Source organism: Sulfitobacter sp. SK011 (assembly GCF_003352065.1).
Taxonomy (GTDB): Bacteria; Pseudomonadota; Alphaproteobacteria; order Rhodobacterales; family Rhodobacteraceae; genus Sulfitobacter.
In genome coordinates, this window is sequence record NZ_CP025803.1 from 3,271,799 (window position 1) to 3,297,798 (window position 26,000).

Sequence of the window (26,000 nt, forward strand, 5' to 3'; positions counted from 1 at the left end):
AAGTGTCCGCGATGCGAACACGTTAACTTACAATGGGTTAGCGTCGGCTTTTGTTGCAGCATGCTCGTGCTCGGGCCACGTCCATGCGGTCCAGAGAATTGCCACAAGAGCTGCGAGCTCGAGGACGAGGTGGAAGGTGTCATCCATGTCGGTGGGGGCCGAGGAAAGGAGTGTACCCGCTGTAATGATCGCGGCAAGGATGGTGAGAGGGCGACCGATCCTGCAGGTCAGCAGGAGTGAAAACAGCACCATCGCAATCGGGACCTGGACGAGGAAACCGCCTAGCAGCATCAGCCCTTCGGTGATCTCGATGCCGTTGTAATAGCCGGTCAGCAGCATCTCGAGGTGGGACGCGAGAACGAACTGATGAATGTCGCGAAAGATGATGTTGAGCAGGATGAACAGCCACAAGGCCGACAAAAGAATATGGGGATCGAGCCGTCTCATTTCGGTGTCTTCTTTCTTTGTTTCTGGAGTTTGCTGGTATCAGGCTGGGGGTCACAACCGGCTAGAGATCACGGCCCTGGATGTGCGCGTCGCGAAGGCGCGCCGGATCAGGAATTCCGCAATCGCAAGGTTGATGGCCCACGCCCCGACCATCAGGACGTCACGGGAAAAGCCCAGCGGCTCGGTGTCAAAGAGGCCCATCGTGACCAGAAAGAGCGCGGTCTGCGTTGAGGCCCCTTGGCCGAGGGCATAGGCGCGCAGCATCGCGGCGCGGTGCGCGGCGACGTCTCGCGACCGGATCGCGACAACAGCCCATGCGATGAGAGCGACCATCGAGAGGCTAAGCGTGACCCTTGCCACGTAAAGCAGTGGTCCCTGCAGGGCGTCGGGAAATGCATAGGCCACGGTCATCCAGAGACCGGTGAGTGCGCTGACGCATCCCGCTGCCGCCACGATCCGCCCGAGGGTCCTGTGCAGGGCGGGGCGGTAGCGCCTCAGGCTCGCTAGGAACTGCACAGCCCCGACAAGGCAGAAAACTGAACTGCCGAGGATATGCAATGTGATCGGGAGGGGATCGATCACCGCACGCGGGTTCGGCGGGATGATCGCCGGAGCGCCGAGAAGTTCCGGGAGCCGGACCAGCCCGACGACTGCCGGAATGAAAGAGTAGAGGAACACGAGGGCAAGGAACGCCCATTCGCGACGGCTGATAAAGTGCATGCTTCGGTCTCTCAGAATAAGGTGTCGGTCTGCCTCAGGCGGGCTTGCGCGCGACGATAAAGGGGCTCAGTCGGTTCTTTCCGAAGTACCGCGTCTGCTCGATTTCGAACCCGGCCCGGATCAGGTGCCGGGTCAATTCAGCGCGACTCAAGATGATCACATTAGGCGCGATCCGCACGGCCATGAGCACGCGAACCATGGCTCGCATCCAGCGCGGCGCGTCCTTCAGACAAACCGTCTTTGATATGAAGTGACCGCCGGGTTTCATTTGGTGGAATGCTGCATCCAGCACGGTGGGTATGTCATCCACCAGGTGAAGCAGGCTGAACGCACAAATGACCTCGAACGGTTGGCCAGGAATGTGTTGCGCCGCCTCCGCCTGAAGAAATTCTGGTGTTCCCGCGGCATCTCCGACTGATCGTGACCGGGCGATCCGGATCATCTCGGCAGAAAGGTCGGTTGCGGTCACATGAGCGGCGACAGGCGCGATCTTACTCGCCGTGCCGCCTGTCCCGCAGCCGATTTCAAGAACGCGATCGGTCGATCGAAGAAGCGCAGTGACGCATTCCAGCTTTTCTTCGTAGGCGGTGACATCGGCGATGGGCTTTTTTGCGTATTTGGGCGCATGCCGGTCCCAGTAGGCGTGGGCAGTCATGTCGGATTCCTTTGCGTGTTGCACTTCAGGTTTGAAGCAGCGCGGATGCGCCAGTCGTAAGAAACTGCGGAATACATTGTGTCGCTTTCGATTGCCGAGACCAGGCTGGTCTCTTTTCGCAGCCGGTATCATCCATGCGCTCATGAAAGGTCGATTGCTTAAATTCGTCCACCTGCTATACGCTCATGAATGAACTGGCAGGCCGTCTCCTTCGATTGGAACCAAGTGCGCGCCTTCCTCGCGACAGCTGAGGAGGGCTCGTTCAGCGGCGCGGCGCGCGTGCTAAAGACAACGCAGCCGACGATAGGACGGCAGATCGGTGCGTTGGAGGAGGCACTTGGCGTCACGCTGGTAGAACGCAGCGTCCGTGGTCTTACCTTGACGGAAGCAGGGCGCGACTTGATTGATCACATGCGCACGATGGGCGAGGCTGCGACGCTCATCTCGATGGTGGCCGACGGTAAATCTCAGGATGTCACCGGAGAGGTCACGGTAACGGGAACGGACCTCTTGTCAGCGGCGATCCTGCCGGGCGTGCTCAAGCCGTTGAGACAGATGGCACCGGGCATCCGCGTCCGCATTCTTGCGTCGAGTGAGATGCAGAATTTGACGCAGCGCGAGGCGGACATCGCGATACGCCACGTCCGCCCGGATCAGCCGGACCTGATCGCACGGCACTTGGGCGATTTTCGCGCCACTCTCTATGCCGCGACCGACTATCTCGATCGTGCGGGCCGCCCACGGACACCGCGCGATGTGGCCGCACTCGATTTCGTCGGCAACGCCGACCCCGAGCGGCTAATGGCCCCACTGCACAACATGGGCGTGCCCGTTCGCGCAGAGAGCTTCGTGATGTCGAGCGAGAGCGGTGTCGTCGCATGGGAATTGGTGAAAGCGGGCTACGGCGTCTCGATGCAGCCCGAAACGTTGGGCGAGGCTGAACCTAGCATAGAGAAGGTCTTGCCGGATTTCCCTTCGCTTGAGTTTCCAATCTGGCTGGTCACCCATCGGGAGTTACAGACCAGCCGCCGTATCCGGATGGTATTCGACCTGCTGGCACGGGGTCTGTCAGACGTTGCGAAGCGCCGAGGTGGTGGCGATTGACAGGTGTAAATGCGCCGAACCCGGAGCAAGTGAGGTCGCGTGGCAGTAATTGAAGCTGCGCTTGCACGAGTTCGTTTTGTCCGATGAGTGTACGTTAATGTTGGAAATGCTGCGCAATCGATCAACGTCCGCTTTGGGGAAGCTGCAATGCGGCAACGTATCTCGCGATGAACGGCTGGTTAGGGCCGGGAGCGCCAACCTTCACACACACTGTTTGGAAAGCGGTCTTTTGCTGCGCAATGCACCGAAGACCGCATTGCGGGACAGACCCGTCTTTTGCCAATGCAGCGAATGCGAGCGCAGAAACCACTCGCGATTGCATCTCGCTTCTCGCTGCGACGCAGCCCATTTCGCCGAAGCGGTCTTTGAACTCTTCCATGAGGGACCAAAAGCAACGAGCCCGAACGGCACCATATCGGCGAGAAATCCGCGATTGGCTGGTGCTCCAAACATCGAAGGGGCGGTGTCATGCCCCCCTTCGTTCGCTTCGAGTCCTATGCTTCGGTCAAGCAGCCGGGTTTGCGGTCAGCCGGTGGTGGGATGCTTCCGTGGCACGGTTTGCGCCAGTTTCGAGTTTCACGACAACTCGGTAAAGCGTGTCTGCGAGGAATGCACAAACCATGCAGCGAACTCCAAAACCAAAGCCACCTTGGGCCATTGCTTCGAGTTCTGCCTGCGTTCTGCCGCCTGCACGGATCACCATCAAGTCGAACTCGGTGAGCGGGGTTGTATGAGTTTTGCGGGTCATTGTGTGCCTCCTTTTCGATATATCCTCACTCTGACAGGTGGCCTTGCCCGGCAGATAGTGCAGGAACTGAAGCGGTCCCGGTACATTTTCTGAACTAGATAGGTCCGACGGCAAAACGTATTCTCGAAAGCAGGGGGATTTGAACATGGCAACCAAAACATATGGAATCTACTGCCCGACTTCGAAGGCCTGCGAGGTGCTGGAACCCCGCTGGACGATTCCAATTCTCTGCGAGCTCTGGGACAGCAACACGCGGTTCAACGAAATCCGGCGCGCGCTTCCAGCGCTGTCACCCGGGCTGTTGTCAAAGCGCCTCAAGGAACTCGAAGCCAATGGAATGATCGAACGTGTGGAAAACCGTGCTCAGGGCACGGTTGATTATTTTCGCACGCAAAAAGCGATTGAGCTTGAACCGATTTTTGACGAATTGGCCCGCTGGGCCCAACGCCATGTGAATGCGGAAATCGCGCTTTCGGATCAAGATGCCGGAATGCTGATGTGGAAGCTGCGTCGACGGATCAATCCCGAGGAAATGATTGAGGGCCGAAATGTTGTACGTTTCCGCTTTCCCGACGCCACCAGCAAGCACAACACGTACTGGATCGTTGCCAAACGCGGTGCCGAGGCCGACCTCTGTGTACACGACCCCAAGCTGGAACCGGACTTGTACGTGGAATGTAGGGTCGGTGTGCTGACTGGTATCTACCTGGGTCGCCGCAGCCTGTCGCGCGAAATAGATGAGGGCAACATATTCCTGAGCGGTGATACACGTTTGGTTAGGAACTTCACAAAGTGGCTGCCGCACAATGTCTATTCGGACACCGACGGGATCGCGATGGCGTGACGGGACGATTCAGCAAACATATGTATTGGACCAGTGTAAGGTGCCCGTAGGAGTGATGGCATTTTCATAGAAAGTCCACTGGCATCGGGCCCGAACTCTGACGAAGGAAAAAATCGCGATTTAGAGATCACGGAGGAGAATTCGATGAATGATTTTTATAATCCGGAGATGGCCGCCCAGCAGGAAAGAATGGCGCGAACCGAGGACATGATACGTCAACGCTCGGAACACATGCGTGTTCTTTCGCCAAAGTCAGGTGAAAAAATTCTGGAGCTTGGCTCCGGCAACGGGATATTCGCACGCGAACTAGCCGAGCACGTTGGGTCGGGGGGCGAGGTAGTTGGACTGGATTCTTCGGAAGCCATCCTTGAAATGGCCCGCCATTTTTGTCCCCAAGGAGTGTTTGTTCAGGGTGACGCGCAGGATTTGCCGTTCGAGGACGGAAGTTTCGATGCCGTGGCGGGCGCACAGGTGTTTTGTTTCCTGACGGATATTGACCGGGCACTTGCCGAAACCTATCGCGTTCTCAAACCCGGCGGGCGGGTCGTCATCCTAGACACGGATTGGGATACTCTGGTTTGGCGTAACCGGCACCCCGAGTTGATGGCAAGAGTGATGGACGCCTACAAGGCGGTCTATGCGGACGCCCATTTACCAAGAACGCTCCCGCACCGATTGTCGCGGGCAGGGTTTTCGAATGTCGAGGTCGAGAGCTTCGTGGTTCTGAACAGAGGTCTGGGAGACGAAACATATGCGCGCCAAACCATAGGATTCGCGACATCCATAATGGAAGGCGCTCCCGAGTTCAGCAAAGACGAGCAAGCCAGGTGGCTGGAAGATCAGGAACAGTTAGAGCGCAACGGTGACGTCTTCTTTTCGCTCAACCGCTACATTCTTTCCGGGAGCAAATAAGCGCCTCCGATAGGCATCTCTGCCCAGCGATCCGTGAGTTCGAGTCCAAGTCCTGCTGCAGCCCACATGAACGACCGGTCTGACCGCTGCTGGGCAGCGTTGAAATCGATGCATCCGCAGCAATTTTCCTGCTGCGAGCGCGCGCAGCGAGAAACTACCAAATCCGGTGTGGGCTCTCTCCAGACCTTAGCTGCGGCATTATTGAACGGCTGTTTTGAATGAACAGGGGCACCCCAGTCCTTGCCCGTTTTGCCAAGCTATGATCTCTGTCAACCAACCTGGCAGAGGTTCGTTTGCTGTAACGCGATGCTTCCGGGCCGGACTCTTCCATTGCCCCGCCTGTTCAATACCCAGTCACTTCCGATTGCCCATGGAACAGGCAGATTCCGTCCTGTTGATCGTCTTCTTGCGGCCAAACGGGATATGCAAATGTCAGTGCGAAGGCGTCAGCGATATCGGGAGACGGTACGCCGCGTTTGCGCATGCTGTCCTTGCCTTCCAGCATCAGGGCGCTGTGTGCGTTGTAGCCGTACATCGGAGCCGTGAGCTCCTCTGCCAAGCGGTCATCTTTTGGCAGGTGCCCGCGCGCAATCCAGTCGCGCGCGGAACACCACATCTCTGTGCGTTTGTTGGCGACGGTTTCTCCGGTGCTGCTTCGATCTGAGCGCATGCCGAAGTTCACGCCTCGGACGATGCGGAACCCAAGCTGATGCAGGCGGTCTACAACGCCGCCGCCAACACCGCCATCGTCAATGAAGACCGCATCTGGCTGCCATCTGTTGATCCATTCCGCAATGCGTGACGCCAACTTCATCGTGTCCCAACCCGCGTGCCGCTCGTACGGAAGCGGTGCACCATCACGACCTTGGCGGAAGTAAAGAACCGATTTGTCGTTGCCGAACCGTGCTACATCTACCCCCAGGATCTTCTCAGCTTGGTTCAGTGCCGGTGAGGGGCGGGCCATTGCCGCAGCAACAAGGTCATAAGAGATCAACTGGTCATCACTGTCGGCTTCAAAGCTACAGCCGAACTCCTGGCGGATTTTTCCATCCGACATGCCAGCCTCGCGTTCCTCTTCAATCTGCTCAGGCAGAATGAGCCCAGTGTCCGAGACGGTCAGGCGTTCACAATACCAATTGCCAGAATCCAGCGCTGTGCGGTAGGTGCCGTAGGCGTGGTTGCGCCCTCGCGGCGTGAAGATTAACAGCGCCCATCCATCGTTTTCCACGAGAATGGGCCTGATGTAATCCCAAGCCTCTGGGTTGGCCAGCGACCATTCTGAGAACACGACACCAACAGGGTTCGACCCCACCAGACTGTCATAGTTATCTGATCCCGCCATCTGCCAGACCGAGCCGTTTACTGTCTCAATTAGCATGTCCTGTGAACTGGTGCGTCGTCTGACGGCAGGCGGCAAAAACTGATCAATGATCCGCCTGCCCTGCGCATCAATGCCGTTCCATATCGCGCGGCGTGCCTGTGCCTGTTCGGGGAACAGGTGCCAATAGGTGCCGACGCGCTTGAACATGTCGCGGGCGGTCAGATTGAGCGCCACGCTGTCCTTGCCCGCCCGGCGGTGCCAGACCGCGCAACCCCGGCGGAACTGTCTACCGTGGCCAAACTGCCTATAGAGGTCTTTCTGGTGTTGCCGAGGCTGCCAGTTATTCGGGATGGTCAAATCGATCGATGACATTAATCGTTATCCCCTCATCCTGTTGGTGCACGATTTCTTGCTCTTCCATCAACCGCAGGACCTGTGCCGCCGCGCGGATGTCGCCTTTGATGGCTTTGGTGATCAACGACAGGATCAGCGCCTCGCTTTTGCTCACCTGCGACTTGCGCCCTGCTTCATTGATGGTGATTTTCTTAGACAGAGCCGTTTCCAGCAATGTGCGAACACCCCGCGCCTGCCTCGGTCGCCCTTTTGGGTTGCCCGAATGCCCTTTGCGGAACCGTGTTGCGCGCGGTGGCTTGCCGTAGCCAACTTCGTAGTCCTTATCTTCATCCATCATGACGTCACCGCACTATCTGAGGCGGCGACAGGTTCTGCCCATTCGTGATCCTGTTCAGTAAGCCGCAGGTTCCGCGCCTCAAAGGTTTCTCCGGTCGCGACCAATACGGCATCATCATGTGCAAGGGCCTGCCAGCGACGGATCGTGCGGTCGACATAAACTGGATCAATCTCGACCAGACGTGCGCGACGCCCCGTCCGCTGCGCCGCAATCAACGTCGATCCCGAGCCACCAAAGGCGTCAAGCACGATGCCGCCGCGGTGCGAACAATCCCGCATCGCATCCGCAATCATCGCAACCGGCTTGACCGTCGGATGCATTGCAAGCTCTTCCAGCCGTGCTGCACCACCGGAGTTGGCACCACGGTATTCCCAAACATTGGTGCGGTAGCGACCGCCCTGCCCCAAACCAAACGTGTTGATATGCGGTGCCGTCCCTGCCTTGTAGACAAAGATGAGCTCATGCCGGGAGCGGTAAAAGCTGCCCATGCCACCGTTGTCTTTGGCCCAGACAATGAGGTTCTTGAGTTCAGAGTAGGCCGCCTCACCAGCCTGTAGGATTTCGCCTATATGACGCCAATCCATGCAGATGAAGTGGATGGACCCTTCCAACGACTTCTTGCGCAACTGGTCGAACGCCTCGTTCAGGAACGATGTGAACTGGTCGCGCGACATCTCTCCCGACGCCATAGCAAACTCGCGATGTCGTGTCGCTCCCGTGCCGCAGATATGACCGTGAACCGGCACGTTGTAGGGCGGATCGCAAAACACCATCTGCGCTAGCTCGTCCGGCATCAAAGCCTCAAGCACACTCCCCTGCCTCGCGTCACCGCAAATCAACCGGTGATCGCCAAGCTGCCAAAGATCCCCTACCCGCGTGACTACAGCCTTCTCGCAAGCTGGCAACACCTCGTCTTCCGGTGGCGTCGTTTCCGCTGGTACCTCGCCCTCGATGATCACATCTATGTCGCCTGGATCGAAGCCGATCACGCCGAGGTCAAAGTCTAGATCAGCCGAGAGAAGTGCGCCCAGTTCGATAGCCAGCAGCGCGTTATCCCAACCCGCATTCTCAGCCAGTTTGTTGTCCGCTAGAACATAGGCACGCTTCTGGTCCTCCGTCATATGATCCAGCCGTCGGTACGGCACCTCAGTCAAGCCCAGCGACCGCGCAGCCTCCACACGACCATGACCTGCCAGTATCGTTCCTCGCTCGTCAACCAGGACCGGGTTGGTGAACCCGAACGTCTGGATGCTTCGGGCCAATTGTCGGATTTGTTTCGGGGAATGGGTGCGGGCATTTTGCGCCCAGGGGATCAGTGCGTCGATGCGCATACTTGGATTTTTGTGAGCCATGTTGGCCTCCTATGAAGGAGCCGCTGATCACGTCATGTTCACTTGAAGAAGGGTGTTGACGATCGCGATCGCGGCCCAAATGAGCTGTGAAGTCGCCTTACCGCCGGCGCGCGCATCTTCTGATCATCATCGTTTCGGCTCGAAAGCCCCGGCCTGCATATCCGGTGGCGGTATTTGAGACACCGCCAGTCTTTATCGCATCATCGTTCCTGCGACCGCCTGAGTTTGGTCGATCGCCTTTATCGTCCACACGCTGACTAGCCCAAAACGGGAACAAAGTAAACCCATGGTGTGGCCTACGGCGATATCACCACCAGATATAGTGGGGCTAGTGGGTTATCTGCGGCACCAGGCAGCAGGCAATTATTGCTCCCTGATCCGGTCCGTAACAGGGAAATCCAATTCCCTGTTATCCAAAACCAATTCCCTGTTCCGCCCTCTAGGGAATTTGACCCCTAACCCATTGAATCATATGATCTTACCCGAGAAGAATTTACCCAATCAGGCCCAAAAACGTTGCAATTCCCTGTAAATTTCCCTGTTAGCAGGGTATTTCTGCCCAGACTCGATAGCTTTGAACTGGCTGCACAGCCACTTATATATAATATCACAATATCAATAGGTTAGAATAGCGGCGAGCTCCGGCTCGTTACATTAGTTCGTAACAGTTTTCCGTTGCATTTATTCCAAGATGGTAGTTGAGATTTCGTAGTTATTGATAGAACTTACGATGTTATGTTTCTTCTAATGAGCTACTCCCCATTTATTGGACAGGTTCTGGCGTAAGTTAAGCTACTCTTTGCACCTGCTGATCCGTTGCCCGGCAGCTGATGTTTACATCACCGTAAGGGGGGTTGGTTGTTTCATTTCTCTGCCAATAGACCACGGCTGGTGGCTTGCCGCCAAGGGCGGAATGTAGATGCTTGTGGTTGTAGAAGTCGATCCACTTTCTGACGCCTGCCTTCGCCTCTGATCCTGTTTCCCAGGCATGCAGGTACACGCATTCGTATTTCAATGATCGACACAGGCGTTCGACAAAGATGTTGTCGAGGAACCGGCCTTTGCCATCCATTGAGATACGCACGTTTGAGCGCCGCAATCTGTCCGTCCAGGCAAACGACGTGAACTGGCTGCCCTGGTCCGTGTTCATGATCTCAGGCGGGCCGAACTTGTGCAACGCTTCGTTCAACGTATCGACGCAGAAGCCAGCCTCCAACGTATTTGATATCCGCCAAGCCAGTACCTTGCGGGTGTGCCAGTCCATGATCGCGACCAGATATAGGAACCCCTGCCGCATTGGCAGATATGTGATGTCGGCGCACCAAACCTGATTGGGCCGATCAACGCGAAGGCCGCGTAGCAGATAGGGGTAAATCTTGTGCCCCTTTGCGGCTTTGCTGGTGTTGGGCTTCTGGCCAAAAAATCGTTGGCGACGGCCAGCTCCCCGATCTTCGCGTGCAGGTCTTTGACCTGCTCTTCATCAACTTCCGGTGCTTTCCGGCCGCCGCGCTCAAATACACCAGACGCGCCCTCAAGCAGAGCCCGCTTCCACTGATGGATCATCGTCGGGTGCACCCCGAACCGACTGGCCAACTCGCTGACCGTCTCTTCGCCTTTCAGCGCTTCCCACGCCACCTTGGCCTTAAACTCTGGGTGATGTTGCTTCCGTTTCGACATGTCCGATCTCCTTCGTGTTGAAGATCAGCAGACAACAAATTGCAGCTTACGTCAGTGTCCCAATTTCGGGGGGTAGCTCAGCTTCTGACAAATGCACAAATCAGAACAAATATGTCTTGCTATGCAGGAGCCATCCACACCGGACTTTCGCTGCAATCTCAAGAATTGCTATGGCTGAATTCAAATCATGCGGACAGGGGCTGTGGAAATGTCAGTCGGCAACAGATGTTGACCCTTTATACGCCAGAAAAATTGGCCCTGTTTTTTGCTAAGCTGGCACAGTGCTGCGTCGTCTCCATCTAACGCAGCGGCGACGTGCCAGCGTGGTTAACAACAAGGATCAGGTGCGGTTTTTGAAACGCCGTATTCAGACCCGGTTTCGACGATCTCGCAGTGATGCGTGAGACGGTGGAGGAGCGCGACTGTCATCTTGGCACCGGTGCAGGCGTGTCCGCAATCTCGTTGAAAGGTTGCGAGACGGCTTTGTTATCATTTTTTAAAGAGCCTGATCCGGCAATGGCATCTTGAGCACCCGGTCTTCAAGAGAATGGCCGCGGCGTCCGCCTGAATGCGCGTTTTCACGCCCGCCGCGGTATTTTGGGCCTTTGCCGCCACCTGTGTGACCTGATCCATCGTCGTGATCATCGCCGCTAGCATGATCGCTACCGCCATCGTGGTCATCACCACCGCCGTGATCGTCACCGCTTGCGTGGTCGTCACCGCCACCGTGATCATCGCCAGACGACCCGCCGCCACGGCTTCCGCCTTGGCCGCCGCCGCGTCCTGAACCCCGCGATTGGGCATCTGCGAAATCCGGGATCACAAGGCCAAGTGTCAAAGTGCAAAATGCGCTCAGCAAGAGAACGCGACGTTCAATTGGATTTTTCATGATGGTCCTCCTTTGCGTACATGAGCCGGAAGCAGGCTCCCGGCTCATGTCTGATCGATCATTGCGATGCGTTGAGCACCGGCACCTCATACTCGTGCACAAAATTCAAAACAGTGCGCGAGTCATCTGCGGCAAGAGTAAAGGCATCAAGGCTACCCGCGTCGCTTGCCGGTACGGAACCAAAGATGGTCTCATACACATTGATTTCGGTCGGAACGAAGCTTCCATCTGTCTGCTCCAGCAGAACAACAACGGTTTTGTCGCCAAACGTGTCCTCGCGGTCATAGGAGAAAGCAGAATAGTCGACAACTGAATAGGTCACGTTACCGTCGGTCGTGGTATTTATTCCAAGAAACGCGTTGATATAAGCGATCTCGTCCGAGGTGAAGACACCCGTTTTGTCGGTGGCCGCTGCCAGAAACGCAACAGATGCCGCAAGGTCTTCGGAAGTGTAAGTGCCATCAACCATGAAATCATAGGCCGTGCCGGGCAGATCATCCACACCCGGGATCGTACCGTCTGTCATCAGCGCGACATAGATGGCCAAGTTCTCCAGCGGAGAGTCGATCGTCTTGTCGATGCCATCAAGCGTCAGCACAAGCCGTCCAGAGGCATCGAGCTTGAGATCGGTTGCTTCATTCAGCAAGGTTATGACCTCATCCGCACGACGGTCCAGAACACTTACCGGAGCCCGACCCACATTCAGACGGCCAAGTTCGACCTCCTGTGTCAATGTCTCGTCAACCGGGTGACCTTCTTCGTCGAGGGCAATCAGGTTGCCATCAACGTCGAGCGGCTGCACGTAGCCTTCAGGCGTCAGAATGGGCACGCCGTTGTCGTCGCGCGCGATGATCCAAAGATCCCCAAACAGATCGCCTTTTTTCGAACCGGATGTTGGGGGCTGACCACCGCCAACGCCATCCTTGCCACCGGGCTGTCCCGCCCATTCTGGACGATCAGAATCCTCACTATCCGAAGAATCCGCGCTATCCGAGGTGGTGACTTTGCTGCTGCCACCCTTCCCGGCCGTGCCACCTTTTGCGGACACACCACCCATTGCAGAAGCGCCGCCCTTGGCAGTGGCACCGCCTTGCGCGTCGTCGTCCATACCCGTGATGTCGCGGAAAATTCCACCCAGACCTTGGCCGCGTCCACTGCCAGAATCGGAGCGCTGTCCGCCACCGCGCGCGCCACCTGCAGAGCTTCCGCCCTTCATTTGCTTGCCGGAACCTTGCTGCGCATAAGCCACATCAGTAACCATCGGGCTTGCAACCAACGCCACCGTCGCGCAGCCCGCGACCAGCATAGCCTTCAGAGAGATCGGCATAAATTTGTTCGATATCATATCATTACCCCAGAGTTAAAATTTCTGATTTCGGAAGCGATAACAGTTTCCTTCGGTAGCTTTCCTTAAGGGGATTATGCACCACCCAAACATTCATGAATTGATATATATCAACGTGACGATGAGGTTTTGGCCAGTTGCGATGCCTTTCCTTCATGCATCGCAACTGGGGCAGGTAATTCCTAGAACCGGTAGGCCAGACCAACCTGAAAATGGTTCTCGGATGTATCGAAGCTGTCGATACCTGACCCATAATTCACCTGATGAGAGCCATAGTCGGTGTAGGTATAATCCATTCGTAAGTTAACCTTTTCGCTCAGGGCAAATTCGACACCCGCACCGATCCGCAACCCGCTCAGAGTATCGCTCTGACGAACGGTGGTTCCGGCATAAGTGTAATCTGTTTCGAACCGCCCCACGGAATACCCCGCGCGTCCGTAAAGCAGGACTGAGTCATTAACCACATACCCAACCCGGAGCATTGCATTCAGGGCATGTTGTTTCCCAACTGAGTATATCCGACCGGTAGGATTGCGTTCGATGTTCCAGCCCGCCGATGAAAGCTCCAATTCAGCCTCTGCACCCAGATACCAGTCACCAAATTGCTGACCGTAACCGGCAAATACAGCACCGCTGAACCCCTGACCGGCACGCGTGGCGTCAAGCGTAAATACGGGCGCAGCTGCCGTAGGTCTTGGGCCGGTGTTATCGCTTTGAAGCGCACTGTGACCCAACATTCCCCCGGCATAAAACCCGGAAAAGACGGTGGGCTTGACAGGTTCAACAACTTCATCACGCGCGCCGATTTGATAGATAAGCCCAAAAAGCGCTGCCCCCTGAAGGTTGGCAAAATTGTCGTCATTGGGACCGCCGAGCGGCGCACCAAGTTGATAATCCGAATACGATCTGATCTGATATTCTATCCGCCCCGAAAGACCACGGGCCAGCGGCACCTCTGCGCCCAGCCCTAGCAAAAACCCCGTCTTATAATCTTCTGTGGTGACAACGGTGCCGCCACGCGCGTATCTGCTGTCGAATTCCGTAGCGACAGCACCAAATCGTCCATAAACCAGATTGCGCGCAGCGGTCCTGACACCGACGATGGCGCTAAGGCCAAGGGAGTTTCCAGTTTTAACAGAAAAGTCGCGGTCCGCGTCATGGCTCCAGTCCATGTTTGCGAAGTCGATATTTGCTTCTGCACCAAGGACGAGGTTCCCAAAACTGGTCCGATACCCGCCAAATATCCCTGCCACCGAGCCGTGATCGCCAAAATCGGCAGTCAGGTTTCCTCCTGCACCGCGCGGGCCGTCGACTTTGGTCTGTAAAAAACCGTGACCAAGCTGTGTACCGACATAGAAGTCACCAGGTGAAAACTTGGCCCTTGCGGCTGGCTCGGCCGTGAATGCAGGCTGGAAATCGTAGCCAAGCATGAATTCGATGCGGTGTTCGTCGTAGTCCGCACCGGCAACGTCCGACAACCTTTTTTCAAAGGCATAGTTGGTATCCATATAGATTTTGGGATTGAAGTGATACCGCAGCCCGATGCCGGTTTCTGCCAAAACGTCGGTGCGGTTGATCCCTTGATAGTCATTTTCTGTCAGAAAGAAGTAGCCTGCCAGTGACAGATCTTGCGCGATGCGATGGCGGACCCGCACACCGGCACTGGTGGCAAGATAGCCTGACGCGCCGGACGTTGTCGTTTCTTCAAGCGTCCGGTCAATGACACCGGTAACTCTGGTGTCTGGACCCGGCCGCCAAATCAAGTTTGCTCCAACATCAAGAGCTGTGACGCGGTCAAATCGTGCGTCATCATATCCTTGAGACAAAGCACCAAAGGTCAATTCGCCTGTCAGATTTCCGATCTTGCCCGTGTAACCAATAGATGCCTGAATTCCGTCAGAGCTTCGTGCGAAACCAAAATCGTCGGTGGCGGCATCATATTTGCGCCGGTCATAAATGCCCTGAACGAAGACCTCACCATTTGCTGTCTTCGCAATTCCAATCCGGCCGCCAATTTCTGTCTCGGTTCGGTCACGGTCGTCGTTGTTGATTGAGGCACCGCCCGCGACAGCCGTATCGTCAAAGTCGAGTTTGCGCACATTTGCACCAAACCGAAACGCATTTCCGTTTAAAGTACCGCCAACACCAAAATAGCCACTCGCGTCGCGAAACTCAGTTGGTGCAACCCCGTTCACATCATCCGGCGAATTTCGGTTTTCGTGATCCCACTTGTATTCCAAACCGCCGAAAGCAAACAAACCGTCCCCCAGTCGGTATCGCAGCTCTGCGTCGATCGTATAATCATCATAGTTTTCGCTAGAATTATCGGCAAATCGACCGATTTCGGCCAGCACCCCGAAACGAAGCCGGAGATCGTCCGATTGCATCGACAGATCAATCCATGGTGCCACAACGGTCACAAAATCGCTGCGCTTGCCATTGGCTGTCAAAAACACGTTATCGGTAAACTCTTGTGACAGGGTAATACCGGCCTCAACCTCAAAAACGGAGCTTTCGGCGTTTTGTGAAGCAGTGGCAGAGCTGGTCTGTGCAGCCAGAGATGGTGCCAGTGCCACATTAACCAGAGCCGAATAAATTAACGTAACTGAATACTTACTAACCTGCATGAATGCTCCGATATGACCTGAATTTCCCAAATATTTCAGAATCGCCTAACATGCTGGCTGATAGCGGCATTGACCAAGATCAATCCGCGGTCCCTAAGAAGACCTCTAAACACCTGACGACGTACACGTTTTTCCCAACTCGGCAGGTGCAGACGAAGATGGGAGAGGCCCACCCAACATTCAATGTCGAAAACATTGCCTTCAAGAAGCATACGCCTGTTACGGGCAGATCCTGCAAGCCCTGAAGAACAATCCAGACCTCATCGCGCTCCACAAATCGCACGCGCAATGGCGCTGGAACGTTTTCGATACCTTTGAGCCTTTCGGGCGTGTCGCGATCTGCTCTGATCGCAAGTGACGCTCGTGTCTAACGTCAGCACTCATGCGGCAGATTTGAAGATTTGAATAAGGGAGGATTTGTGGTTCACCTTATCGATTAAGGGATCGAGATGACGAAGAAGCCACTGACGTCGAAAGACGCTTCCGAGAAGGTGGTCAGGAAAATCTGCCGTAAGACCCGTAAGAAATATTCATCTGAAGAGAATATCCGCATTGAATTGGCGGACCTGCGCGGGGAGGAAAACATCACCGAACTTTGCCGCCGCGAGGGAATTGCTAAGATTAGAGCAGATCACCTGGCGGTTGCCCGGCAAAGAATGCGTCGAGGTTATCAAGCGCACGAAAACCCATTGCGTCACGGGTTTCACGCGTCGCGCTGCCGATGTGGGGCAGCATGAAAATATTGTCATGGGCGGCGAATGCGGGGTTTCCGCCCGGCTCTTTCTGAAAACAATCCAGCCCTGCTCCAGATATGCGTCCCTGAATCAGCGCATGCAGCAGTGCGTCTTCGTCTATCAGCGCGCCGCGTGCGGCATTCACAATAACCGCGCCTTGAGGCAGCAGCGAGAAGCGGTCGGCATCCATCAGATTCGCGGTCTCTGCCGTGGCGGGGCAATGCAATGACAAGAAATCCGCGACCCCCAGCAAGCTTTCTATTGAGCGGTGATATCGAGCGCCCTGTGCCTGGCTGGCGGGCAATTCAGAACGGTTGTAATAGTGGATCTCCATGTCAAAACCACGCGCCTTGGCCGCAAAAGCACGGCCCACCCGGCCCATACCAATGATCCCCAGCCGCGCACCTGTCACTTGTTTGCCAACCATAAATGCTGGCGACCAGCTGTCCCAGGCACCAGTGCGCACGATGCGGTCGCCCGCGACGGCGTTGCGCGCCGCACCCAACATCAACAGCATGGCAAGTTCAGCGGTCGCATCTGACAGCACGTCAGGCGTGTTGGTCACAACGATGCCGCGTTTCTTGAGGGCAGGCAGATCACAATGGTCTACGCCCACGGAATGGTTCGCCACGATTTTGAGGCGGTCCGCGAACTGCGCGACAACATCAGCGCTGAAGTGCTCTGAATGGCACGGAATGACTGCGTCAAACTCAGCGCTGGCTGCAATGAGGTCTTGCGCCGTGCCGGGCGTGTCTTCGTGGTTGATCACAACGTCATAGTCGCGCGCGGCGCGCTCCAGCGTCGCGTCAGACAAACGGCGGGTGATCCAGACGCGTTTCCGGCTCATTTCTTGCGAACACATTCGTCCCAGAAATCATAAACTGCCATGCCGCAGACGACGATGGCGATGATCATGAAGGGCAAGCCACCAAAGAAGCCCGCAAAGCCGCTTGAGATGCTTTTCGACAAGCCCCCGATGAAGATGCAAAAGATCGCTGTTCCGATCAGGCCGACAATCAGTTTCACTCCGTAAGACATAAGTTGATCCTCTCCTTATTCCGCCGCTTGCGCAAGTTGGGACTGCAGCCAGCGCGCAGTGCGCAGCAGGCGGTCGTCTTTTTCAATGGGGCCGATGAGTTGCACACCGATTGGCAGGCCTGTCTCGCCGACCAATAGCGGCAGGCTCACGCAGGGCAGTCCGGCCAGTGTCCAAAGCGTGCAAAAAATCGGATCGCCTGTGCCCTCGCCGAACCTGGGCGCTTCACCCGCCGCAGACGGCGCGACGATGGCATCAAATTCAACAAAGAAATCAGCAAAAAACGCCTCTGCCGAGGCTTTCACCTCAAGTGCGTCTTCATATTCTGCTTTGGTGATCTGGCGCGCGCGGCTGATGATTGGTTTCAGCGTTTCGCTGATCAGATCCCAGTGCTGATCAAAGACCTCAGCCTGATGCTGGGCAATCTCGTATTCATGGATGCGGGCCTGTACGGCGACCAGATTGGACAAGGTATCTGCTGGGTCCATCCGGGTAACCTGAGGTCCGAGGATATCAAGGACAGCCTCCAACCCTTCGCGCGCATCATCTGACAGCCGATCGTTAAAGGGCAGATTGAACCACGCAAGATCAGGCGTGACAGGCACGTCTGCTGCGGCCCCCGCTGACATATTGGGACGCGGGCGGGCAAAGCTGGTGGGGTCATGCTGATCATAGCTGCCGATGGCATCGGTCAGCAATGCGACATCGGCCAAGGTCCGACCAAAGCAGCCGACCTGATCAAGCGAAACCGAGGTTTGCAACAGACCTGTGCGCGAGATCACACCGCGTGTGGGTTTGAACCCAAACGTGCCACAAAAAGATGCTGGCCGAATGACGGAGCCGTTGGTTTGCGTACCGATCGCCAAAGGCACATGCTGGGCGGCCACCGCAGCGGCAGAGCCGCTGGAAGAGCCGCCGGGGCTGTGAGCGTTGTTGTGTGGGTTGCGCGTCTCGTTTGCGTGAACAAAGGCAAGCTCTGTTGTAACGGTTTTTCCCATGATGACAGCGCCCGCTTCGCGCAAATGCTCGACCAGCCGTGCGACATGATCCGTCTGGCGGCCCGCAAAGATCGGCGTGCCGCGCTGCGTCGGCATTTTGGCAGTGTCGATGATGTCTTTCAGTCCAACGGGGATGCCATGTAACGGGCCGGTTGCCATGCCAGCCTTGCGAATGCGATCACATTCAGCCGCCTGCGCAAGGGCTGCATCGGGGTCCAGAAACGCCCAAGCCTTGATGTCGCCATCGGTTTGCTGGATCCGCGCAAGACAGGATGTCACCAGTTCGACCGATGACAGACGTCCCGAGGCGCTGGCGGACAGCGCCTCGGTTGCACTTAGTTTGTAGCTGTCCTTGATCACGGGATGTATTCACCAAACAGGAAGTCCGGGAACCAGAGTGCGATGCCTGGGAACATGTACATCAACACCATCGTAAGGATGACGATGCCCAGATAGGGCATGATGCCACGGAAGATTTCCATCAGTTCGATCTGATTCTTGAGCACCCCTTTTAGATAATACGCCGACATCGCCATCGGCGGGGTCAAAAAGGACGTTTGCAGGTTCAACGCAATCAGCATCGCAAAGAAATACGGGTTGACCCCAAAAACCTCGAGCAACGGCAGGAAGATTGGCACGAAGATGATCAGGATTTCGGACCACTCCAGCGGCCAGCCCAGCAAGAAGATGATGATCTGCGCCAGCACGAGGAATTCCCATGGTTCAAGGTCCATGCCGCCGACCCAGTCCGCGATTATGTCGTGGCCTCCGAGATAGGAAAACACAGAAGCAAAAGTCCATGACCCGACAAAGAGCCAACACACCATTGCTGTGGATTTCGCCGTCAGGAATACGCTTTCCTTAAGCTTGGTCCATGTCATTGAGCGGTAAAGTACCGCCAGAACCATGCCCCCCAAGGCCCCCATTGCCGCCGCTTCCGCGGGTGTTGCGAGACCACCAAGGATGGAGCCGAGGACAAGGGCGATCAGGACTGTGAGCGGTACGAAGCTGAACAGCAGATCCTTGTAGATTTCTTTGGGTGGCGGGACGTCTTCCATTGTTGGCTTTGGTGCCAGTGACGGGTTCGACCAGACCCGTAAGATCACGTAGACGATATAAAGCCCCGCCAGCAGCAGACCTGGAAAGACTGCGGCTGCATAAAGGCGCAAGGGCGACAGATCGGCGATCGCGGCATAGACAATCAGCATGATGGAAGGCGGGATCAGGATGCCCAGTGTCCCCCCCGCGCAGATCACCCCGGAAGCAAAGCTCTTGTTGTAATTCGCATTGGCCATGGCCGGAAAGGCCAGCAGCCCCATCAGCGTGACAACCGCGCCTACGATGCCCGAGGCCGTAGAGAACACCGCACAGGTCAGCAGCGCCGCAATGGCAAGGCTTCCGGGCAAATTGCGCGCCGCCATATAAAGCGAGAAGAATAGCTTATCGACGATGTTGGCGCGCTCCACCACATAGCCCATGAACAAGAACAGCGGGATCGCGACAAGGGTCGGGTTTTCCATCACCGAATAAGTGTTCTGGTTCAGCAGATAGAAGATATTATTGTCGAAAATATCGCTAAACTGCTCAATCGGGTGACCTTGGTGATAGGCGTAATAGCCAAAAGCAACCCCCATCGCGAGCAGAGTGAAAGCAATCGGAAAACCAAGGAGAACAAGGACAATAAACAGCCCAAGCATCATCAGGGCGACTTCGGGATTTGACATCATTTAATCTTTCTTGAAGCGCTAAGCGGCTTATTTCTTGTCCGGAGCGAAGGCGCGGATTGCCTCCAGATCGGCCTCGGTCAGCAGGTCTTCGGTTTCTTTCACATCTGCCAGCCGTTCGGGCCACGAGCCGGTACGCATGGCGATCACGCAGCGTACCAGTTCAGCAATGCCCTGGATGGCAAGCAAAACGCCCGAAAGCGGGATCAGCGTCTTGAAAAAATAGATCTGGATGCTGGCGGGGCTGTTAAAGCTAACCTCTTTGTAGCGCCAACTGTCCGAGGCGATTTCCCAGCCGTACCAGGCGAGGGCCAGAATGCCGGGAAAAAAGAACAGAAAATAGAGTACAAAGTCCAAACTTGCCTGCACTTTGACAGGGAACAGCCGGTAAATCACATCGGCGCGCACATGCGTATCCTGCGCCAAGGCGTAGGCACCACACATCAAGAACAGCGCACCGTACATCTGGATCATCATGTCAAAGGCCCAGACGGTTGGCGAATTCAAGACGTAACGGACAAAAACCTCATATGAAACTGACAGCGTCAGGATCAGAATACACCATCCAAAGGCGCGTCCGACCCAAAGGCTCAGTCCCTCTATGGAATGTACAAATTTCATGTGTCTGTTGCTCCCCTAACAGATCGGCCGCAAAATATTGCGCAATCCCAAGCGTACGATGTCCGGGCTCCAAAAGGAACCCGGACATCTTATCGAAATGATCTTACAATCAGCTGAAGTAGTGATTGTAAGCCAATTTGTAGTCAGGCTGGTTCAGGTTGAGATAGTTCATCACATCCTTGGCGTAAGCCTTCTGCGATTCCATCACCTTGGCAAAGAACGGGTCTTCGCCGGCGATGCGGTTTGCCACCACGTCCCAGGCTTTGAGCTGTTCTTCCAACACACTGTCAGGTGTGCGGTGAACGGCAACGCCGTCACTCTCCTGAAGTTTGAGCAGGTCATCGGAATAGCGTTTGGTGTTGCCCCAGTAAAAGCCTGAGTTTTCCGCCATTGACGCGTTCTTGATGATCGCCTGATGCTCAGGTGACAATGCGTTGAACTTGTCCTTGTTGAAGGTGATCTCAAAGAATTCCTGAGACTGGTGATAGGACGCCAGCATGTAGTTCTTGGAGACGTCCTGCATACCGAAATCACGGTCAGAGGTCGGGTTGTTGAATTCGGCCGCGTCGATCAGGCCGGACTTCATCGCAGGCTGAATTTCACCACCCGGCAGCTGAACAACCGACATGCCCATTTCAAGCATCACGTCCGCCGCCAGACCAACGGTCCGGTATTTCAGACCATTCATTTGCGACGCATCAGTGATCTGCTGATTGAACCAGCCCAGCGGTTGCGCTGGCATCGGCGAGTTGAAGAATGAGACGACGTTGAGCTGCAGCTCTGCCATCAGCTCGTCAAAAAGCTCCTGTCCGCCGCCAGCATAGATCCAGCCCAAAACTTCCTGGCTCGACCAGCCAAAGCAGGGACCGGTGCCAAACAGCGATGCCGTCTTGGATTTGCCGTACCAGTATGCAGTCACCATATGAGCTGCATCCAGAACACCACGATGCACCGCGTCCTGCATCTGGCTGGTTTTGACAACGGAATCGACTGAAAGCACTTCGATGGTCAGCGATCCGCCGGACATTTCATTGACGCGCGCCGCAAAGGACTGTGCGTTCTCAAGGAAAATGCCGCCACCCCAGGCCGCTTGCATCTTGAGCGTTACGCCGTGGCCATCTGCAAGTGCAGGTGTCGCCAATGCTGCGGCACCAGCAACGGCCGAACCACGCAGGAATTTTCTTCGGTTGATAGAATCTTTCATAGTTCCTCCCAAGGAAATTGACGCAGGTACCGTATCTTTGCTCCGGTCCGCGCATTACTTTTTTGGGGCTCAGGTATCCAACTGGTTCCGATCAAAGCGCGGCATTTTCCTGACGCTTTGATGAGGCACAGCCCTTCGCCTGACGTTACTTTTAGGGGCAAGTCGGTTTCAGACAAGGACTTCTTCATCAAAGGCAATCACAGCGCCGTCACATATGTCAGCCCAGACTGCGGAAATTGACGGGGCGGACTGTCGTTGCACAGAGCTGGACCGCCAATGCCATGCTGTGCCTAAGCGTCTGTAATCTATCATGATATTGCGCATCTTCTCAGGCTGTTTTTTCGGTGGGCCGGAGTCAACGCACCGGTGTTGTTTAAGTTATTAGAGCGGATTTGAGGCCCCAAACAATTTTCTTCCACCGAAGCTTGGCATGATCAATGTATACAGTTTTAAAAGATTTTGAGCTTTTGGCCCTCCGAATCGACCGAATCGCTTTTGAAATTCACTAAGGTGTATACAATTCCTGAAGAACAACGCATGATCGCGCATGTGAAGCGATCGCTGGAACCTGCCATGTCCATCCGAAACCTTAGCCAACTGGACCGCGCCCTTTTGGGTCTCCGTTCTCTTGTTCTGAGCGGCGATTTTGCTGGAGGGCAGCGATTACCGGAAGTGGCGATGGCCAAACAACTGGGCATCTCGCGGACGCCGCTGCGGCAGGCCATGGACAGGTTGGTTGCAGAAGGTTTGCTGGAACGGATCGAGACCGGTGGATGCTGTGTCGCGACATTTAGTAAAGAAGACATCGCTGATGCCATTGAGATACGCGGCGTGATCGAAGGCACCGCCGCGCGCTTGGCCGCTGAGCGGGGCGTGGATGCAGAGTTGCTGGCGCAGTCGGGCGATGCTTTGGACCAGATCGACAGCGCACTTACCTGCGCGGGGGGGCTCGACTTTGATCGCTACGTCACACAGAACGCGCGGTTTCATGCACTTTTGGCGTTGTTTCCCAACAGCCCCATCATTCAAAAAGAGATTGACCGCATAAGCCTGTTGCCGCTGGCATCGCCGTCGGCGTTTCTTAGTGATCAGGAAGTAATCCCTGATTTTCATGATTCACTGCGGTATGCGCAACGCCAGCACCGCGCCATTCTGGATGCGATCATATGCGGAGAAGGCGCACGTGCCGAGGCGCTGACCCGCGAACATGCGCGCCTTGCACTGATCAACTTTGACCACCTGAACAAAGCCCGAGCTAAACTCTCAACCAGGGTGCCGGGTCTGGCATTGGTTGCGTCAGAACCAGGGCCGGGTTCGTGATATGACGGCGCTGCCTGTCGATACACAGATGGCTCTCGCAGATCTGGTGCGTGACCCCTATCCAATTTACAAACGGTTGCGCGCATCGCATCCGGTGATCAAGGTTAAATCTGTCGGGCGCATCATGCTGACCAAGGCAGAAGACACCAAATGGGTCAAAGACAATCCAGACGTCTTTAGTTCTGATGATCCCAATACGCCGATGCGGCGCGCATTTCTGGCCCACACCCTCATGCGCAAAGATGGTGCTGAGCATATGCGCGAACGTATGGCGATGGCACCGGCCTACAGCTCCAAGAACATCACCAACCATTGGATGCCGATCTACGAAAAAATTGCTGATGACCTTATTGCCGGGCTGCCCACCGGAGAGACAGTTGATCTGTTCCCTGCCCTGGCAGGCCCTTTTGCCGCACGCTGTCTTGCGCAGCTGCTCGGCCTGCCGGATGCCAGTGACGACGATATGCAAAGATGGTCGCAGACCTTGATCGACGGGGCGGGAAATTTTGGCTGGGATCCAGCACTTTTTGAGGATTGCGACCGCGCCAACGCCGAAATGGATGCCTGTATGGATCGGTTCATCCCACAGCATAAGGCGACCCCAAATCCAAGTGCGCTGTGCGCCATGGTAACCGCCGATGATCCAATCGCGCTGAGCCAGATCCGCGCGAACATAAAAATTGCGATTGGTGGCGGTCTGAATGAACCTCGCGACGCGTTGCTTACCATACTTTATGGATTGCTGACCAATCCAGACCAGCGCGATCATGTTGTGAAAGATGGCGCATGGGGTGCTGCTTTTGACGAAGGGGTACGCTGGGTCGCACCTATTCAGGTCAGCTCGCGTTTGGTCACCAGAGATACTGAAATCAGGGGCATCATGATCGCCAAGGGAGAGACGGTAATGACCGTTCAGGCGTCTGCCAATCATGATGAAGATATCTGGCCCGACGGTCATCTTTATGATGCAACACGTGACAAACATTCCCATCAGTCATTCGGCAACGGACCGCATTTTTGTCTGGGCAAACATATCGCTCGTCGGATGCTGGCGGACATTCTGTTGCCACGGCTTTTTGACCGCTTTCCGAAAATGTCACTGCCTGACCCGTCGATCGTGCGTTTTCGCGGGTTCGGATTTCGCGGAGCGGTGAATTTTCCAGTTATACTCAAGTAGAACCAACTCAATCGGGGAGGATTGAAATGATCGGATTACTAAAGAAAACGGCAATAGCGACAGTGCTTTTGGCACTGCCAGGATCAGGTGTCTGGGCGCAGGATGTCACACTGAACCTGCATCAGTTGTTGCCGATACAGGCAACGATCCCTGCCAATGCCATTCAGCCTTGGATCGAAAAGGTTCAGACGGAATCTGGTGGCAGGATCAAAATCGAACATTTCCCCTCAATGCAATTGGGCGGCACGCCTCCCGAACTTTACGATCAGGCAGCAGATGGCGTGGCTGATATCATCTGGACCGTCATTGGCTATACACCGGGCCGGTTCCCCAAAACCGAAGCGTTTGAGCTGCCCTTTATGGTAGGTGGCAGCACAGGTTCGTCCAAGGCATTTCATGAATACGTGCTTGCCAACGGCATGGATGAATTTAGCGACACCCATCCCATTGTCTTCCACACCCATGGTCCGGGATGGATACACAGCACCAAAAATGTCGCAACACTTGAGGATGTTGCGGGTCAGAAACTACGCGGCCCAACCCGCGTCACCGCACAGCTGCTTGATAAGCTGGGCGCAACGCCCGTTGGCATGCCGGTGCCAGCCGTGCCCGAAGCCATGTCCAAGGGTGTGATCGACGGCGCGATCATCCCATGGGAAGTGACCCTGCCACTGAAGATGAGTGAACTGGCCAAATTTCACTCAGGTTTCGTCTCAAAACCCGGGCTTTATACGGCGACTTTTGTGATGACGATGAACAAAGACAGCTATGCAGCCCTGCCTGACGATTTAAAGGCGGTGATCGACGCGAATTCGGGTCCAGAGGTGTCAGCTTTGTTCGGTGCAGCGATGGATGCCGCGGATGTGATCGGGCGCAAGGTCGCCACGGATGCGGGCAACGCCATTACGGAGCTCGACGGTGAAAAGGACCGCTGGATGGAAGTGGGGGCTCAGGTGACTGCGGATTGGATCGCAGAAATGGACGCCAAAGGTCTGGACGGTGCCGCATTGGTGCAAAGCGCCACAGACTTTATTGCGGCAAATGCCGATTAACCTGAATGCGCAGAACGACGGGCCGGGTATCACAGGGGTATCCGGCCGGTTGTTTGGGACAATCTTGTTGGACCTATCGGCTGGGGTTCTCCGGGACATTCCGCATAACACGGAGTGCGCCGAGTTGAACGTCTCGCGCAAACGAGGACACAGACATGGTCAACCCAACATCAGGTGACGCGCTTCAGCTTGATCTGCGAACCGGATTGCCGGATGCGCTGAAGGTCCTGCTAATGGACTATCCCCGCGCCGGTTGGGAAGCGCACGCAGGGTATGATGGCCTCATCCGTTTTTGGCTGGATCGGCATATGATGTTCCGCCGGATCTTGGAACGATTGCTGACGCAAACCGAAGAGACCCTTGATCGGCGCATGGACGTTGCCCTTTTTCATCAGCAGACCGGGCGGCTTGGATCTGCCTTCGTGCAGGAACTGCATGGACACCACAGCATTGAAGATGCACATTATTTTCCGGTTCTAAGCGGCAAAGACGCCCGTATTGCACGTGCATTTGACCTTTTGGATCAAGACCACCATGCGCTGGACGGGCACATTAATAGCTTTGTCGAACACGCGAACGGCGCGCTTCAGGCGCAAAGTGCTGGCGATGCGGCAATTGGACAATTCCACAAAAATCTCAAGGATCTCGCAAGAATGTTGGATCGGCACCTGATCGACGAGGAAGAAATCGTCGTTCCGGTGATCTTACACTATGGTACGGGGGATTTAACCTAAGCCCGAAGCCGTGATCTGTGCGTAGATTTCAGACGCTTCAGTTGATCTCGAAATTATCGATCCGTTTG

23 protein-coding genes and 3 pseudogenes are annotated in these 26,000 nt (G+C 55.7%); 8 read left to right on the forward strand and 18 right to left on the reverse strand.

Annotated elements, in window-relative coordinates; genetic code table 11:
• Nucleotides 1–27 precede the first annotated feature (27 nt).
• The 3 genes from C1J02_RS16070 to C1J02_RS16080 form a co-directional block, all read right to left on the reverse strand.
• A complete protein-coding gene (locus C1J02_RS16070; protein WP_114879480.1) occupies nucleotides 28–447 on the reverse strand; it encodes a DUF6326 family protein in 420 nt (139 codons plus the stop codon).
• Nucleotides 448–498: 51 nt separating this feature from the next.
• Nucleotides 499–1,125, reverse strand: coding sequence for a DUF2306 domain-containing protein (locus C1J02_RS16075; RefSeq protein ID WP_254693130.1), 627 nt, complete (start codon nucleotides 1,123–1,125; stop codon nucleotides 499–501).
• Between the two features lie 76 nt (nucleotides 1,126–1,201).
• On the reverse strand, nucleotides 1,202–1,822 hold the full coding sequence (locus C1J02_RS16080) for a class I SAM-dependent methyltransferase (RefSeq protein ID WP_114879482.1): 621 nt from the start codon (nucleotides 1,820–1,822) through the stop codon (nucleotides 1,202–1,204).
• Between the two features lie 189 nt (nucleotides 1,823–2,011).
• On the opposite strand from C1J02_RS16080, the gene C1J02_RS16085 reads away from it, so the two are divergent.
• Nucleotides 2,012–2,926, forward strand: coding sequence for a LysR family transcriptional regulator (locus C1J02_RS16085; protein WP_114879483.1), 915 nt, complete (start codon nucleotides 2,012–2,014; stop codon nucleotides 2,924–2,926).
• 505 nt (nucleotides 2,927–3,431) lie between these two features.
• Here C1J02_RS16085 and C1J02_RS16095 read toward each other — a convergent pair.
• Entirely contained in the window at nucleotides 3,432–3,674 is a 243-nt protein-coding gene (locus C1J02_RS16095) for a hypothetical protein (RefSeq protein ID WP_114879485.1), read from the reverse strand.
• Between the two features lie 145 nt (nucleotides 3,675–3,819).
• Between C1J02_RS16095 and C1J02_RS16100 the strand changes: the two genes are divergently transcribed.
• Nucleotides 3,820–4,518: a helix-turn-helix domain-containing protein gene (locus C1J02_RS16100; RefSeq protein ID WP_114879486.1), complete on the forward strand. Its 699-nt coding sequence runs from the start codon at nucleotides 3,820–3,822 to the stop codon at nucleotides 4,516–4,518.
• A gap of 144 nt (nucleotides 4,519–4,662) precedes the next feature.
• The gene (locus tag C1J02_RS16105) at nucleotides 4,663–5,430 is read left to right on the forward strand and encodes a methyltransferase domain-containing protein (RefSeq protein WP_114879487.1); all 768 of its coding nucleotides are present in this window, start codon (nucleotides 4,663–4,665) and stop codon (nucleotides 5,428–5,430) included.
• 343 nt (nucleotides 5,431–5,773) lie between these two features.
• Here the strand turns inward: C1J02_RS16105 and C1J02_RS16110 are convergent, their stop codons facing one another.
• The 8 genes and pseudogenes from C1J02_RS16110 to C1J02_RS16145 all read right to left on the reverse strand — a co-directional run bounded on the left by C1J02_RS16110 (nucleotide 5,774) and on the right by C1J02_RS16145 (nucleotide 15,332).
• Nucleotides 5,774–7,123, reverse strand: coding sequence for a hypothetical protein (locus tag C1J02_RS16110; protein WP_162798351.1), 1,350 nt, complete (start codon nucleotides 7,121–7,123; stop codon nucleotides 5,774–5,776).
• The gene (locus tag C1J02_RS16115) at nucleotides 7,092–7,442 is read right to left on the reverse strand and encodes a DUF5681 domain-containing protein (protein ID WP_162798352.1); all 351 of its coding nucleotides are present in this window, start codon (nucleotides 7,440–7,442) and stop codon (nucleotides 7,092–7,094) included. The genes C1J02_RS16110 and C1J02_RS16115 overlap by 32 nt, the downstream gene beginning before the upstream one ends.
• Nucleotides 7,439–8,794 carry a DNA methyltransferase gene (locus C1J02_RS16120; RefSeq protein WP_114879490.1) on the reverse strand — a complete coding sequence of 452 codons (1,356 nt, stop codon included), beginning with the start codon at nucleotides 8,792–8,794 and terminating at the stop codon, nucleotides 7,439–7,441. The genes C1J02_RS16115 and C1J02_RS16120 overlap by 4 nt, the downstream gene beginning before the upstream one ends.
• A gap of 787 nt (nucleotides 8,795–9,581) precedes the next feature.
• Nucleotides 9,582–10,471: pseudogene (locus C1J02_RS16125) on the reverse strand (IS3 family transposase).
• 340 nt (nucleotides 10,472–10,811) lie between these two features.
• Nucleotides 10,812–10,906, reverse strand: a pseudogene (locus C1J02_RS20955) (ATP-binding protein); the annotation flags it as partial.
• Between the two features lie 61 nt (nucleotides 10,907–10,967).
• Nucleotides 10,968–11,360 (reverse strand): hypothetical protein, encoded by a 393-nt coding sequence (locus tag C1J02_RS16135; protein ID WP_162798353.1) that lies wholly within the window; start codon nucleotides 11,358–11,360, stop codon nucleotides 10,968–10,970.
• 58 nt (nucleotides 11,361–11,418) lie between these two features.
• Nucleotides 11,419–12,705: a hypothetical protein gene (locus tag C1J02_RS16140; protein WP_114879493.1), complete on the reverse strand. Its 1,287-nt coding sequence runs from the start codon at nucleotides 12,703–12,705 to the stop codon at nucleotides 11,419–11,421.
• Between the two features lie 182 nt (nucleotides 12,706–12,887).
• Complete coding sequence (locus C1J02_RS16145) at nucleotides 12,888–15,332, reverse strand: outer membrane beta-barrel protein (RefSeq protein WP_114879494.1); 2,445 nt, start codon at nucleotides 15,330–15,332, stop codon at nucleotides 12,888–12,890.
• A gap of 449 nt (nucleotides 15,333–15,781) precedes the next feature.
• On the opposite strand from C1J02_RS16145, the pseudogene C1J02_RS21190 reads away from it, so the two are divergent.
• Nucleotides 15,782–15,949, forward strand: a pseudogene (locus C1J02_RS21190) (IS3 family transposase); the annotation flags it as partial.
• A 4-nt stretch (nucleotides 15,950–15,953) separates the two neighbouring features.
• Here the strand turns inward: C1J02_RS21190 and C1J02_RS16155 are convergent.
• The 6 genes from C1J02_RS16155 to C1J02_RS16180 all read right to left on the reverse strand — a co-directional run bounded on the left by C1J02_RS16155 (nucleotide 15,954) and on the right by C1J02_RS16180 (nucleotide 21,649).
• On the reverse strand, nucleotides 15,954–16,913 hold the full coding sequence (locus C1J02_RS16155) for a D-glycerate dehydrogenase (protein ID WP_114879496.1): 960 nt from the start codon (nucleotides 16,911–16,913) through the stop codon (nucleotides 15,954–15,956).
• Entirely contained in the window at nucleotides 16,910–17,104 is a 195-nt protein-coding gene (locus tag C1J02_RS16160) for a hypothetical protein (RefSeq protein WP_114879497.1), read from the reverse strand. The genes C1J02_RS16155 and C1J02_RS16160 overlap by 4 nt, the downstream gene beginning before the upstream one ends.
• A 15-nt stretch (nucleotides 17,105–17,119) precedes the next feature.
• Nucleotides 17,120–18,460, reverse strand: coding sequence for an amidase (locus C1J02_RS16165; protein WP_114879498.1), 1,341 nt, complete (start codon nucleotides 18,458–18,460; stop codon nucleotides 17,120–17,122).
• Nucleotides 18,457–19,824, reverse strand: coding sequence for a TRAP transporter large permease subunit (locus C1J02_RS16170; RefSeq protein WP_114880655.1), 1,368 nt, complete (start codon nucleotides 19,822–19,824; stop codon nucleotides 18,457–18,459). Before C1J02_RS16170 ends, C1J02_RS16165 begins: the two co-directional genes overlap by 4 nt.
• A 30-nt stretch (nucleotides 19,825–19,854) precedes the next feature.
• Entirely contained in the window at nucleotides 19,855–20,445 is a 591-nt protein-coding gene (locus C1J02_RS16175) for a TRAP transporter small permease subunit (RefSeq protein ID WP_114879499.1), read from the reverse strand.
• Nucleotides 20,446–20,554: 109 nt separating this feature from the next.
• Nucleotides 20,555–21,649 carry a TRAP transporter substrate-binding protein gene (locus C1J02_RS16180; protein ID WP_114879500.1) on the reverse strand — a complete coding sequence of 365 codons (1,095 nt, stop codon included), beginning with the start codon at nucleotides 21,647–21,649 and terminating at the stop codon, nucleotides 20,555–20,557.
• 537 nt (nucleotides 21,650–22,186) lie between these two features.
• Here C1J02_RS16180 and C1J02_RS16185 point away from each other — a divergent pair.
• The 4 genes from C1J02_RS16185 (at nucleotide 22,187) to C1J02_RS16200 (ending at nucleotide 25,932) form a co-directional block, all read left to right on the forward strand.
• Nucleotides 22,187–22,969, forward strand: a complete 783-nt coding sequence (locus C1J02_RS16185; protein WP_114880656.1) for a GntR family transcriptional regulator — start codon at nucleotides 22,187–22,189, stop codon at nucleotides 22,967–22,969.
• A gap of 1 nt (nucleotide 22,970) precedes the next feature.
• Nucleotides 22,971–24,146, forward strand: coding sequence for a cytochrome P450 (locus C1J02_RS16190; RefSeq protein WP_114879501.1), 1,176 nt, complete (start codon nucleotides 22,971–22,973; stop codon nucleotides 24,144–24,146).
• Between the two features lie 26 nt (nucleotides 24,147–24,172).
• A complete protein-coding gene (locus tag C1J02_RS16195) occupies nucleotides 24,173–25,198 on the forward strand; it encodes a TRAP transporter substrate-binding protein (RefSeq protein WP_114879502.1) in 1,026 nt (341 codons plus the stop codon).
• Nucleotides 25,199–25,353: 155 nt separating this feature from the next.
• Nucleotides 25,354–25,932 carry a hemerythrin domain-containing protein gene (locus C1J02_RS16200; RefSeq protein ID WP_114879503.1) on the forward strand — a complete coding sequence of 193 codons (579 nt, stop codon included), beginning with the start codon at nucleotides 25,354–25,356 and terminating at the stop codon, nucleotides 25,930–25,932.
• Nucleotides 25,933–26,000 lie beyond the last annotated feature (68 nt).

Bases quoted from the DNA above. Each gene is read 5' to 3' on its own strand.
- C1J02_RS16070 (WP_114879480.1), bottom strand. From the start codon at position 447: ATGAGACGGCTCGATCCCCATATTCTTTTGTCGGCCTTGTGGCTGTTC.
- C1J02_RS16080 (WP_114879482.1), bottom strand. From the start codon at position 1,822: ATGACTGCCCACGCCTACTGGGACCGGCATGCGCCCAAATACGCAAAA.
- C1J02_RS16085 (WP_114879483.1), top strand. From the start codon at position 2,012: ATGAACTGGCAGGCCGTCTCCTTCGATTGGAACCAAGTGCGCGCCTTC.
- C1J02_RS16095 (WP_114879485.1), bottom strand. From the start codon at position 3,674: ATGACCCGCAAAACTCATACAACCCCGCTCACCGAGTTCGACTTGATG.
- C1J02_RS16100 (WP_114879486.1), top strand. From the start codon at position 3,820: ATGGCAACCAAAACATATGGAATCTACTGCCCGACTTCGAAGGCCTGC.
- C1J02_RS16105 (WP_114879487.1), top strand. From the start codon at position 4,663: ATGAATGATTTTTATAATCCGGAGATGGCCGCCCAGCAGGAAAGAATG.
- C1J02_RS16110 (WP_162798351.1), bottom strand. From the start codon at position 7,123: ATGTCATCGATCGATTTGACCATCCCGAATAACTGGCAGCCTCGGCAA.
- C1J02_RS16115 (WP_162798352.1), bottom strand. From the start codon at position 7,442: ATGATGGATGAAGATAAGGACTACGAAGTTGGCTACGGCAAGCCACCG.
- C1J02_RS16120 (WP_114879490.1), bottom strand. From the start codon at position 8,794: ATGGCTCACAAAAATCCAAGTATGCGCATCGACGCACTGATCCCCTGG.
- C1J02_RS16135 (WP_162798353.1), bottom strand. From the start codon at position 11,360: ATGAAAAATCCAATTGAACGTCGCGTTCTCTTGCTGAGCGCATTTTGC.
- C1J02_RS16140 (WP_114879493.1), bottom strand. From the start codon at position 12,705: ATGATATCGAACAAATTTATGCCGATCTCTCTGAAGGCTATGCTGGTC.
- C1J02_RS16145 (WP_114879494.1), bottom strand. From the start codon at position 15,332: ATGCAGGTTAGTAAGTATTCAGTTACGTTAATTTATTCGGCTCTGGTT.
- C1J02_RS16155 (WP_114879496.1), bottom strand. From the start codon at position 16,913: ATGAGCCGGAAACGCGTCTGGATCACCCGCCGTTTGTCTGACGCGACG.
- C1J02_RS16160 (WP_114879497.1), bottom strand. From the start codon at position 17,104: ATGTCTTACGGAGTGAAACTGATTGTCGGCCTGATCGGAACAGCGATC.
- C1J02_RS16170 (WP_114880655.1), bottom strand. From the start codon at position 19,824: ATGTCAAATCCCGAAGTCGCCCTGATGATGCTTGGGCTGTTTATTGTC.
- C1J02_RS16175 (WP_114879499.1), bottom strand. From the start codon at position 20,445: ATGAAATTTGTACATTCCATAGAGGGACTGAGCCTTTGGGTCGGACGC.
- C1J02_RS16180 (WP_114879500.1), bottom strand. From the start codon at position 21,649: ATGAAAGATTCTATCAACCGAAGAAAATTCCTGCGTGGTTCGGCCGTT.
- C1J02_RS16185 (WP_114880656.1), top strand. From the start codon at position 22,187: ATGATCGCGCATGTGAAGCGATCGCTGGAACCTGCCATGTCCATCCGA.
- C1J02_RS16190 (WP_114879501.1), top strand. From the start codon at position 22,971: ATGACGGCGCTGCCTGTCGATACACAGATGGCTCTCGCAGATCTGGTG.
- C1J02_RS16195 (WP_114879502.1), top strand. From the start codon at position 24,173: ATGATCGGATTACTAAAGAAAACGGCAATAGCGACAGTGCTTTTGGCA.
- C1J02_RS16200 (WP_114879503.1), top strand. From the start codon at position 25,354: ATGGTCAACCCAACATCAGGTGACGCGCTTCAGCTTGATCTGCGAACC.